The following is a 12,264-nucleotide window of genomic DNA, read 5'->3' on the forward strand; positions in this document are numbered from 1 at the left end:
TTATCCTTATTGAGCGTTCTCAGGCAATTTTCGGGCTCGTGAGGGCAGGTTCATCACTTGCAGGCTGACTTTTTCTGCCGGGAGAAGCAGATCGGCAGATCCCGCGCTGGCGCCCAGAAGACCCGGTAGCAGTTCGATCCCGAGTGTGGCCGTAATGTTGTTCAGGTTGCTCACCTTCAGCGTAATACGACCGTCATCCTGGAAACTGATGGGACCATACAGGTAAGCGACAATGGGTAGACTCTTGGCGGTGTGAGTGGCGCCATATTGGTCGACGAAATCATTCAGTTGGGCGAAGGACAGGATGTCATTGCCCTCACCAAGAATGGCTTCTTGTAATGCGGCAACCAGATCCAGATCCGGCACATCAAGCCAAGCGGGCAGGCGTACAATAAAGTACGGTTTCTGATCTCCCTCCAGGTTGACGATATAGCCATTTAGCGGCAGCACGTCACTTTGTGCATCTGGCCGTTCTGGCCGTGTGCGCAAAACTACAGATCGGGTGTTGAGCTTCAGTGGAATGGAAATGATGAAGTCATCAAAGATGTTCAGGAAATCCAGGTCTCCCAGAAGGTTGCCAAAGTTCAATCCCGCATCTGCGTTGATCGTCAGCCCTGTTCCGAGAATGAGCTGATGGTTAACTTCTACGGGAATCATGGTGTCGCCGACCACATTGAGGCAGTGCTCCTCACCCAGATCATCTGGCTCGGGCATGCACCAACTGCCATCGGATTGCGGCTCCATGCCCAGGTCCGGCAGCCCAAGGTCAAGGGGTTGTTTGGGTTTGAATGCCATGGGAAGAGCGCCGGTGGCAAAGATCTTGTCTCGGCCCTCGGTCAGACTCGCGTCAGTAATCAGGCCGTGGGTATCCAACACATCTGCGGTAGCGAAGTTACTGCAGCTCTCTTCCACTGGTGAACCGTCAGAGTTCCATTGTGTGCAGGGCTGGGGTTCACCCTCATCCCAGCCTCCACTGCCGTTAAAATCAGAGTAGGGGCGGGTGTACACCGTCGCGTAGACCGTATCGAACGGAGCAACGGCTGTGAAATCAATCACGATGTTGCTCCCCCCTTCGCTATTATGAGTACTGGTCTTGCCGATACCTTCCATTGGGGTGGTATTCAGTGGCAGATGGCCGAGTGTGTTGTGGCTATACAATTTGGGTGAGCTGTCCCCATTCACCACGAGCCGGTATTCCTCGCCAGCAACAAAAGTATCTGCGTCGGGGAAAATCTGGAGTTTCAGGTTGCTGGTAACCAGTGCAGCCGAAATGCTTTGCCAGGACCCGTCGAGGTCCACCGCGAGGCAGATGGGACCATTTTCGCAGGCGCTGCCATCCTGGGAGATTGTGCCGAGTACCATGGTGTCGGTGTCCATGGGCTGGCTGAAAGAGGCTTCGATGACGCGGCCTATCTCATATTGAAAATCCAGGTACAGCTCGTCATCGCTTTTTCCGCCCTTGCAGCGGCCGGCATAGCCGGGAACGGAAGTGTTCACCAGCGCGCAGCCAATTCCGGGGTGTAGCCCGAGAATCATGGGGGGCACGTCTTCACCTGCATTGGCACTGATTGTGTAATCCGCAGTGGTAAACGTCAGCGTATTGGTTCCACCCAGCGCATCATCAGAAGCAGAGCCTTCGGACAGATAGCGTGGGTTGTGGGCATGAATGTCACTGATGCTGTCGGGCAGTGTTAGCTGGTATTCACTGGCGGGGTGAAGACGTGCCTGCGGCGAGACCGTTAGTGTGGTGCCACTGCGTTTGATTATGATTGCAACCGCTGTGCCGCCGTGACTCATATCCAGAAGCTGGATGTCATCCAGTCCCATGGGGCTTAGCGGTTCGTTGAAAGACAGTAATATATTGTCGTTGGTTTCCACCCCAACCTTGTGGTTTGCCGGGTAAGTCCCTGTCACTCTTGGGGCATCGTAATTGTTGAAATCAATGGCGATGTCAGGGTCGCTTCTCGCCTGAAGGTTAAAGTCTGCCGCGACTTTTGTTGCTCCGCCCAGTACGTCCAGTTCAAGTGTGCGGAAAACTTCGAGGGTCAGCGCGCGGTTTTCGATTGTGGCCACACCGATGGCTCGAACGTGCATCAGATTCTGGTTTAGCGTGGCGTTGCCCTGCAGGTTTTCGGTTTGCAGGGCAAGATCGAAATCCATATAGACATACAGCGGAGCCCGCTCATCATCCGGCTGGAACCCGGCGGGACGATATATATTGGGCATGAGATAGCCCGTCACATTACTGAGGAAGGTGCCGGTTATCAGGCCGGTGCTGAGGTCCGTATGGACTTCGCCGCCCAGCTTTGCCGGGTCGATTCCTGTCAGTTGCAGTTGCTGGCCCTTGCGCGCCAGTACCGGAGTGACAACTCCCCCGAATGCCTGCGGATCTGCGAGGAAGGCTTCCAGACCGTTTGGAAGTGAATTGGCAACATTGATGCCCAAGGCCGTGCTTTCCAGTGTGAACTGGTTGGTTGGCCCGCCAGTAATCTTGGAACGACCCGGGTAGCCAGGAGTTTCCATGTCAGGAAAGGTTTGCAGGGTCTGGGCTACGGGCGGGTTCGCCGTTTCCGGGGATACCTTGGAGGCCCGAGGAATAAAAGTGTAGGTTGTCGGAGCAAGGGCTTCTCCGTTCAGATCGATAATCTCACCGCTAAGACGGATCTCGTAGCGCGTATCGGGGAGCATATCCTGCAGGGGCTGCAAGGTGATGTAGTGTCGCTCAGCGAGCATGTCCACATCCACCGCTTCTTCGCTGTTGTCTTCACTGATTTTGATGAACTGGACGGAGTCACCGAGTATGACTGAGTCGTCAAACAGGGGTTCGCTGAAGGTCAGCCGTACGGGCGAGATATCGACGATCGGGAATTGCGCTGCGACGTCAGTATCGTCAAGAAAAGCTTCCGGTTTATCCTGATTGAAGGCAATTACTGCAGGGGGTTGGCTCTTGATTGGATTTCCCTGCCGGGTGGTAAAGCTGAATACAGGTTTGCTGTTATCCAGGTTTTCAGCGCTGGGGGAGACTTCCCTGTGCAACCAGACTTGATAGGTAGTGCCCGGTTTAAGCGCCTTCATGCTGAATTCGATAGTGTGACCGTCATTGGCGATATTGGTGTGGCTTGCGGTCTCCACCGGCCCATCAGGGCCAGTAACGCAAAACCCGCCTACGGGCGCTTCTGCGGTGCCCGCGCAGTTGGCCATGACAGCGGTTTCACTGACCTTGCTGGAAAACACCATCAACGCTTTGCTCGCGGTAGGGACATCGACCATGCCCTCCACCGGATAGGTATAAATCAGCGCATTGCCGGGTTTGGGAGGAACAAACGGTTGGTTATCACCGCCGCAGCCGGTGATAGCAGCTGCAACTGCGGGCACCAACATACTGAGGCGTAACTGTGAGCGATTCGTCATTATTTTTCTCCAGCACTGTATTGGGTGTTGTTGGAAGAGGGCTGGTTGGGCTTTTGGGTAAGCCGTAGCGTTAAATCGACCCAAAAGGATTTCGAATTCAAAAAAACACACAGTGATACATAAATCAATATTTGTATCGTTGTATTAAACAAACATATGCTATTTATTTAGTTGGCTGTCCAGTCTGCCGGAAATCCTCAAGTCGACCAGTCGACAAATGAAACAAATTTGTTTCATTGTCTTGTTATGTCGATTAATGAGACGTATTTTATTTTTTGTCTCAATCTTGATGGCTGGAGTAACTGATGACGCAACTCCCTGAGCAATCGCGCCGTGATGTGCTGAAACCGCTGGGGCCAGATTCCATGACCTGGAAGGATTTTGGGTCCTGGCGTTTTAATCTGATGCTGCCCCAGGCATTTGTTCTGCAGGTTGCGCATCCCATCGTCGATGCGGGGGTAGGGGAGCATTCGGTTTACAAGACAGACCCGTGGGGGCGAGCCAAGCGCTCCACGGCATTGCTTTGGCCGATTGTTTATGCACGTCCCCAGAAGGCGATTGAAATGGGCGTCAAACTGTACGACCTGCATCGCTCTATCAAGGGAGTGGACAAGCATGGGAATAAGTATTTTGCTCTGGACCCGGAAGCCTATAGCTGGGTACATATCACCGGATATGATGCGACCATCCGAATGCACGAAATGCTGGGAAAATCTCCCACCACCGAGCAGCGCACCATCATGTTCAAGGAATGGCGCCAGCTTGGGTTGTTGATGGGAATCAGGGACCAGGATTTGCCGGAAAACGAGAGCGAATATTGGGATTATTTCCACGGCATGATTCAGGACAAGCTGGAAATGGGAGAGGTGGCTTCAGATTTGTTAGCCCATAACCATTATCTCGAAATTCCGAAGCCTCCCATCAAGTGGCTACCCAGCATGGCCTGGATAATGATCCGTGCAGTGATGGGACGTTTTCTGCGTTTCAATCTGCGCGCCACTTTGCCGCATCAATTTCGGGAAAAATTCGATATCCCATGGAGTAAGGGAGACGAGCGTCGTTTTCGGATCTGGTGCGGTTTCTACCGGATAATGCATTCACTAACACCGAAGAAGATGCGTTTGATACCCATGGCCAGAAAAGCGTTTGACGATGCTAAAGCTCATCCGGACGTTTACCAGGCGGGTGTGTCTTCACGCTGAGTAGACTGTATCGGGTTCGGAGTGATGTTTAGGGACGAATAGCATTTTCGCTATTAGCGAAAGGCCAAATGACGGTGGGCACCTTAACGTTGCTCATTTTCCATAACAAAAAAACGTAGTTGAGAATCTCATGAACGTACTGAGCAGAAATGCGAGAGTCCTTCTTGCCGGGGTGATGCTGCTGGCGCTGCAGGGGTGCTCTTCCCTGAAAGAATCCGATTATGTGCCCAAGTCTCCTGAAACACTGAGTGAATGGATGGTTGAGGGAGCGCTGGAGTTGCGCGCCGATGGGATCAAAAGCAAGAGCCATTTTTACTTCAAGCAAATTGATGAGAACTACGAACTGGCCATTCTTGGTGACAATCCTGTGGGTAAACCCAAGGCAGTTATTCTTGGCAACATCTATGAGCCGGAAAATGAAAGCCTGGATGTCATTGGCGGGTATGAAGCTGAAAAGGTCGCTCAGCACCTGATGTCGGTGATGAAAGCAGGCTCGTTGTCCTATTGGATTCGTGGCTTGCCAGCTACGGCCGACGCCAAGATCACGCAGCAGGGTACTAATCTGGCGAAGAAAATTGAGGAAGAGGGTTGGAAGATTTATTTCCATGACTTCATGTCGGTTACCGGCAATTACAAATTACCCGCGGACATCAAGTTCAATGGCGAAAACAAGAACTTGCGTCTGGATATTGTGCGGGCGGAAACCGGGTACCTGACTAACCCGTGCGGGCAAAATCTGACAGATGAAGAGATCGCTGCGTCTGTAGAGCCGTCCGGCGGTGGCGATGTGGTTCGCACTCTGGTACCGCGTGACGGTAGTGCGCCATTGCCAAGGTGGATTGATGAAGCGGATTTCTGCAGGCAGCTTCGCAAGATTCATGATAATCAGTTGCCGGATTCGCGCGTGGGTTTGTATGGCCCGGATTCGATGATGTGGCGTCTGTCCGGTATGGCCTTGCCGGGCAGCTTTGGTGCTGGCCGAGCACTATTGCTCCAGGTAGCACACCCGTGGGTGACGGCAGGTATTGATGAGCATTCTGTGGTTCGTAACGATCCGCTGGGGCGCGCCCGTCGAACCTTTTACCATATTCTCAGCGTGACCTACGGCAGCATGCCTCAGGTCATGGCATCCGCTAATCAGGTCAGGGATATTCACGAGGAAATCGAAGGGAACTTACCTGAAGAGAGTGGTGCATTTGCACGTGGCTCGGAATACCGTGCCAACGAAGTCAACGCCATGATCTGGGTTCACGCTACTCTCTGGGAAACCATCGTTCATATGTATGAAGAGATGGAAGAGCCGCTGACCCAGCAGGAAAAAGACCGTTTCTATGAAGAGACCAAGCTGTTTGCCATGTTGTTCGGCATACCTGAAAGTGCCTTGCCGGCTGACTGGAACGAATTCATGGAATACAACCGTGCCATGTGGGCGAGTCCGCAACTCACGGTAACCCCTGCGGCGATGCGCCTCAAAAACGATCTTTTCAAAGCACAGTCGATCTGGATGGTTGTCCCGATGTGGGGACAGGAAATTATTACTTCAGCCGAACTACCACCGCGGATTCGTGATCAATATGAAATGAAGTATGGATGGTGGCAAAAAATGAATTACGGCTGGATGCGTGCCGGTGCCTGGACTCTTGGTGCATTGTTGCCGAAAAATATGGAGCGCCAGGCGGTCTATCACGAAGCGATGGCTCGCCTTGAGGGGGAGCGCTTGGGTGGAATTAACCAGTTCTTCATCGAGGCCTTTTTCGACAAGGAAAGGTTGGTTAATTGATGAGGGGTATACGGCGTTGGGCAACCATGTGCCGGCTGAGCATGTGGATTCTCATGCTCATCGCCTTTCCGGCCGGTGCGGCCTACGACGAAACCGAATACCTGAAATCCGAGGCCTTCTTGGCCAAGGTGTACGGCGAAAATGTGCCTTCAATTTCGCTGATGCCGCTGCGAGGGGATACTCGCAAGCGAGCTGAGGCGGCATTGGGGCATCGCTATAGCGGGCTGAGGCTGCGTTACTGGCTGCAAAATGGAACCAGCGCCTGGATCATCGATGAAAAGAGCAAGGATATGCCAATGACGATCGGTATTGGCATTAATCCTGAGGGTGAGATCGCGGTCATTGAGCTGCTGGTGTATCGGGAACCCCGGGGGGGTGAAATTCATCAGGCTGCTTTTCGCAAGCAGTACCTGGGACTAAGGCTGACCGGGAACAATGCGCTGTCGGGGCCGGTAGACGGCATTACCGGTGCAACCTTGTCGGTTGATGCATTGAATCGCGTGGCGGCCATGGCTTTGGTACTTCACCAATCTGTTCAGGGGGAAACGATCCCCTGAGGGGCTGCTTCGTTGTTGTTAGTCGTGTGCGTTTGACCTGTGTCTGCAACCTCCTCAAAAGGTACAAGGCCAGGTCATTTTTTTACCTCCGCAGGCGCGGTAATGCCGCTTGGCCTCCAGTTGAAAATCGATACGTAACTGTCTACGAATGCTGCCTCGTTTGACTCTTTTCCCTATACAAAAATTCCTTTTTTGTCTTTTTAATCCGGTCGTGAGCCTGTGGTTATCTCTTTGAATAATCAGGCAATACAGGGCATGGCCGGGCTGTTGACAGTGTCAATGTACAGATGCCGTAAAAGCGATGTTCTACATGATCAAACATCAACACCGGATGGCAGTTCTGGCTAAAGACCTCTTGCTCAACAGCCTCTATCTTGGAGATCGAATTCTCCGGTTGAATGGCTGCCGGGGTCGCCGGGCGACGCCGCTGGGTGGTCGCAGGCAACCCTTGTACGCAAGCGGATGGAACCTCGATTGCCATGCGCTGGAAGTTTCCGGAAACGCTGAAGCCAATAATGTGAACAATACGCTTAAGGTGCTCAAATGAATCAGGAAAATCGTCCCTGGCTGTCCACCTATGAATCTCTTGGCAAGGACTGGTATACCCTGCCTGAGTTGCCGGAAAAAACCCTGTCGGATTATGTTCGTGGCTATGCATCACAATTCCCGGATCGCGAAGCGCTGGTATTTCTGGGGCAGGCAATCACCTACAAGCAGCTGGATGAACTGGCAGACCGCATGGCGGCCCTGTTTGCGGCACAAGGCGCGGGTGAAGGCGACGTGCTGGGCATGCAGTTGCCCAACACGCCGCAATATGTGATTGGTTTTATTGCTGCCGCCCGCCTTGGCATGGTGACCACCAGTATTTCGCCACTGATGACCCCGCCAGAAATTACTCACCAGGCCAATGATGCCAAGGTGAAGATTCTTATGACGCTGGTGCCGTTCTGGCAAACCTCAGTCCAGCCGGTGCTGGGGAAGGTACCTACCCTGTCGACGGTGATCGTCTCCGGGCCCATGGATATCATGACCGGGCAGGGTGAAGCGATTAACGCCACGGTGGAAGGCGTTCAGGGGATTTCCCTGCATGACCACCTGCCAGCCACGGCGGAGCCTGTCGACACCCGTGTAGACATGGATAAGGTGCTGTACCTGCAGTACACCGGGGGGACTACCGGCTTGCCCAAGGGGGCCAAGCTCACCTCACGCAATCTGTTCATGAATAACCTGCAGGCCAACGAGTTTTATGGCTACCGCACCGGTGAAGAAACCGTGGCGTCCGCCTTCCCGTTGTTCCACATCGGTGGTGCGGCGGTGGTATTTAACGCGCTGCGCACCGCTGCCACGTTTCTGCTGATCCCGGACCCGCGTGATATCGATCACTTCGTCAGCGAAATGAAAGCACGCACCCCAACCGTGCTGGCCGCGGTGCCCGCGCTTTATCAGATGCTGTGCGCCAATGAAACGTTCAAGAGCCTGGATTTCTCCGGTTTGCGGATGGCTATTTCCGGTGCGGCTCCGTTCGCCAAGGAGGAAGTCCAGAAGCTGGAAAGCGTGGTGGGTGCAGGCAAGTTCTGTGAAGTCTATGGCATGACCGAAACCAGCCCGGTGATCACCCTGAACCCGGCCTCGCACTTCAAGGAAGCCCATGTGGGTATTCCCCTGCCGGGCACCGATGTGCGTATCGTGGATGCTGAAGATGGCACCACCCTGATGCCGCTGGGCGAAGCTGGCGAAATTATCGCCTCCGGTCCGCAGGTCATGCAGGGGTATCTGGAAATGCCTGAAGCGACAAAGAAATCCTTGCGTGAGATGGACGGCAAGTTGTGGATGCACACCGGGGACGTGGGCGTCATGGACGAAGACGGTTTCGTTCGTGTCTGCGACCGCAGCAAGGACATGCTGATTGTGGGGGGCTACAAAGTGTTTTCCGTGGAAGTGGAAGGCAAGGTACAAAGCCTGCCCTGGGTTGCCATGTGTGCCGTTGTTGGCCGCGCTGATACTAAACGTCCAGGCAATGACGTTGTTCAGCTATACGTGGAGCGGACCCCGGATTGCCAACAGTCTGAAGAAGCGCTAAAGGTCGAGCTGGAAGGTTTCTGCCGGGAAAACATGTCGCCCTATAAAGTCCCCAAGGAAGTGTTCTTTATTGATGCGATTCCGCTGACCTCCGTTGGCAAGATTGACAAGAAATCCCTGAGACAGCCGGCATAACGCCGGCGCTAGCCAGAGGTTTCCCGGGGACACAAAGGTGTCCCTTATTAATGCTGGCAAATAATCAGGCTGCGTGAGGCGTGAAAAAGAAGAACTCACTCTTTGCGGGCTTTGATCAGGGCGGTTAGCTCGGTAAGCTGTGACTGCATCTCTGCCAGTTGCCGTGTCATTTTTTCGCGCTCGTCATGGGCCTGCTCCGCTTGTTTGGCATTTTGTTCCTCGCTCATCACTTCCAGAATGGCCCCGATCATCATGTTCAGGAAGACGAACGCGGTCAGGAAAATAAAGCTGAGGTAATACAGCCAGCTTAACGGGTAGCTTTCCATGGTGGCGTACATCACGTCGGTCCAGTCTTCGAAGGTGGCCACCCGGAACAAGGTCAGCATGGAGATGGCCACATCCCCCCACAGGGTTTCATCGACACTGGAGAAGAACATGGAGCCCATGGCCGCGTAGATATAGAAAATGATGAACATCAACAGTGCGATGTAGCCCATGCGCGGGATGGCCTTGATCAGCGAGTTGATCAGGAAGCGCAGTTCCGGCACCACCGATACCAGTCGCAATACCCTAAATACCCTCAGTAGCCGGCCCAGCAGAACCACTTCGGCATTGTCCATGGGGATCAGGCTGCCGATGACTACCAGCGTATCGAACAGATTCCAGCCATCCAGCAGGAACCGCTTCTTGTCGGGGTGTACGCCCAGGCGGAACAGAATTTCTACCAGAAAGAAAACCGTGATGGCGTTGTCCAGTAGCGCCAGGGTGTCGCTGAATAGCGGTGGCAGGGTGTAGGTATTGGCGCCGATGGTCAGTGCCGACAGGATAATGATGGCAATGACCGCGCCCTGAAACAGCTTGCTGGATTCGATGCGGCGCAGGTACTCGAGCGTGGAGGCGGGCTGGGTCAATTCGGATGACATGACGGGTTGCGGTCCTGTGTGCAGTGTGGCTCAACAGATTCAGATGCGGATTCTAATCGGCCATGGCCCCGCAGGGTAGGTCTACGGGGCGGGCGGAGGCGGATGCCGGCAGAGGCGTCTGGTGCTCTTCCGTTTGCTGCCAACTCAGTCCTGGAGCCGGTCTGCCAGCCCGGAGGCTCGCCAGGTCGGCTTGCGAATGGCACTTTCCAGCACGGACGGTTTGCCGAACTCCAGCAGGGTGAAGGTGTCACGAGCGCGGGTAATCGCGGTGTAAACCAACTCCCGGGTCAGCAGCGGGTGCGGCGCATCCGGCAGCACCAGCAAGGTGTGACGAAACTCCGAACCCTGGGATTTGTGCACGGTCATGGCGTACACGGTTTCTACCCCGTCCAGCCGCGAAGGCAGCACCCACTTGATTCGGCCGTCGGGCAACTGGAACGCCACCCGCAACCGGTGGTTGCCGTTGTCATCGGTCTCGCCGGGGAGCGTCAGGCCCACATCGCCATTCATCAGCCCCAGCTGGTAATCATTGCGCGTCATCATCACCGGGCGGCCCGCATACCACTCCCGTTCCGGTGCCAGATCCTGCTGTTGCAGGTAATGGGTAAGGCGCTGATTGAGCTGCTCTACCCCAAAGGGGCCGCTGCGCAGGCCACTAAGCAACTGCTGATGGGTCAGCTGTTTGAGCAGACCCGCTGCCCATGGATCCCGTTCTTCGTTGCCGGGCGGCGAGTCCACCGCGGCAAACAGGCTGCGTAAGCCGGCGTGACCTGCGCTGCCTTCCACCAACAGGTTTTCCAACTGTGTATTGTCGTTTTGCAACCGGTGACGGTTGAGGCTCTCCGGGTAATCCCGGAATGCCGCCCGTGACTTGCCCAGGTCCGCCTGATTGATGGCGGTAGCCAGGGCGCCGATGCCGGGGCTGTCTTTGGAGCGCCAGTTGGTCCGTAGCATGGCCGTGGACTGTGCCAGTGCCGTGCCGGGCTGGTCGGGTTCTTCACAGAAGTCACGAATGTCGGCGCCACAACTCTGTGCCACGAAGTCCACGGTGTCGGCGTGGTAACGTCCCTCAAAGGCATGGCGGCACAAATCGCCCATGACTGCGCCGGCTTCTACGCTGGCCAACTGGTCCTTGTCGCCCAGCAGGATCAGTTGCGCATGGGCGGGGAGGGCCGCCAGCAGGCTGGCCATCATGTCCATGTCGATCATGCTGGCTTCGTCTACCACTACCAGATCCGCGTGCAGGGGATTGTGGGCGTGATGACGGAAGTGCCGCGAATCTGGCCGGGTGCCCAGCAGACGGTGCAGGGTGGTCACGTCGGTGGGAATGCTGTCGCGAACCGCATCAGATACCGGCAGGGCGGCGACCTGGTCGCCAATGGATTCGGTGAGCCGTGCGGCGGCTTTGCCGGTGGGGGCGGCGAGACGAATGCGCAGGCGCTGATGGTTCTCCATGGCCAGGCTTTGCAGCAGGCCCAGCAATTTTACCACTGTTGTGGTCTTGCCGGTCCCCGGCCCGCCGGTAATGATGCCGATACCAACGCGGCTGGCCAGCGCGCAGGCCACCTGTTGCCAGTTGGTGCCGTTACCACTGTCAGGGAACAGTGCCTGCAACGGGCCATGCAGTTGCTGTGCAGACAGTCCGGAAGGCGTGGCCAGCCGTGCTGCAATGGCGTCGGCAACCGACCGTTCCTGTGACCAGCTACGGCGCAAATAAAGTCGATGCTGATCCAGCACCAGCGGTGTGCTGCCGTCGTTACTGACCAGCGGGCTTTGCTGCAAGGCTGTGAGCCATTGATCTGGTGTCCCGGGGAGTAACTGCGTCAGTTCCGCAGGCGGTGATGTGCCCCACAGCTGCGTGCTCAGGGCGTCATTTTCAAAATCCAGACAGAGATGGCCACTGGACTGATGGTTGCTGGTAAAGGCCGCGAGTAACAGCACTTCATAGCTTGCCTCGCTGCATTGCTGATGCAGAAAGCGGGAAATGGCCACATCCAGATCCCGCAACAGGCCTCCGTCACGCAGTTGCTTCAGGGCGTCTTCCCAGTTGAGGGCGGAGAATAGATCAGATTGCATCGAAGCCCCCAAAAGCCATTGAAAGTTGAAAGTTGAAAGTTGAAACGCGGGAAGGTGTAGAGTTTAACGAACAGGTCATGCGCCGCGATTCTTGGGTAGTG

8 protein-coding genes are annotated in these 12,264 nt (G+C 55.2%); 5 read left to right on the forward strand and 3 right to left on the reverse strand.

Annotation, left to right across the window (positions count from 1 at the left end; genetic code table 11):
- Window positions 1-6: 6 nt before the first annotated feature.
- Window positions 7-3,411, reverse strand: a complete 3,405-nt coding sequence (locus tag D4A39_RS11270; RefSeq protein WP_119918127.1) for an Ig-like domain-containing domain — start codon at window positions 3,409-3,411, stop codon at window positions 7-9.
- 305 nt (window positions 3,412-3,716) lie between these two features.
- Between D4A39_RS11270 and D4A39_RS11275 the strand changes: the two genes are divergently transcribed.
- The 5 genes from D4A39_RS11275 (at window position 3,717) to D4A39_RS11290 (ending at window position 9,164) form a co-directional block, all read left to right on the forward strand.
- Window positions 3,717-4,613, forward strand: a complete 897-nt coding sequence (locus D4A39_RS11275; RefSeq protein WP_022986962.1) for an oxygenase MpaB family protein — start codon at window positions 3,717-3,719, stop codon at window positions 4,611-4,613.
- Window positions 4,614-4,743: 130 nt separating this feature from the next.
- Window positions 4,744-6,393, forward strand: a complete 1,650-nt coding sequence (locus D4A39_RS11280; RefSeq protein ID WP_031227206.1) for a lipoprotein insertase outer membrane protein LolB — start codon at window positions 4,744-4,746, stop codon at window positions 6,391-6,393.
- Window positions 6,394-6,446: 53 nt separating this feature from the next.
- Window positions 6,447-6,950 (forward strand): FMN-binding protein, encoded by a 504-nt coding sequence (locus D4A39_RS11285; RefSeq protein WP_158586930.1) that lies wholly within the window; start codon window positions 6,447-6,449, stop codon window positions 6,948-6,950.
- 310 nt (window positions 6,951-7,260) lie between these two features.
- Window positions 7,261-7,497, forward strand: coding sequence for a hypothetical protein (locus D4A39_RS17645; RefSeq protein ID WP_147393912.1), 237 nt, complete (start codon window positions 7,261-7,263; stop codon window positions 7,495-7,497).
- Complete coding sequence (locus D4A39_RS11290; protein ID WP_022986965.1) at window positions 7,494-9,164, forward strand: class I adenylate-forming enzyme family protein; 1,671 nt, start codon at window positions 7,494-7,496, stop codon at window positions 9,162-9,164. The genes D4A39_RS17645 and D4A39_RS11290 overlap by 4 nt, the downstream gene beginning before the upstream one ends.
- A gap of 95 nt (window positions 9,165-9,259) precedes the next feature.
- On the opposite strand, the gene D4A39_RS11295 is transcribed toward D4A39_RS11290, so the two are convergent.
- Complete coding sequence (locus D4A39_RS11295; RefSeq protein ID WP_022986966.1) at window positions 9,260-10,087, reverse strand: ion transporter; 828 nt, start codon at window positions 10,085-10,087, stop codon at window positions 9,260-9,262.
- 144 nt (window positions 10,088-10,231) lie between these two features.
- The gene (gene recD, locus D4A39_RS11300) at window positions 10,232-12,163 is read right to left on the reverse strand and encodes an exodeoxyribonuclease V subunit alpha (RefSeq protein WP_119918129.1); all 1,932 of its coding nucleotides are present in this window, start codon (window positions 12,161-12,163) and stop codon (window positions 10,232-10,234) included.
- Between the last annotated feature and the right edge of the window lie 101 nt (window positions 12,164-12,264).

The sequence above is a fragment of the Alcanivorax profundi genome, assembly GCF_003597125.1.
GTDB lineage: Bacteria > Pseudomonadota > Gammaproteobacteria > Pseudomonadales > Alcanivoracaceae > Alcanivorax > Alcanivorax profundi.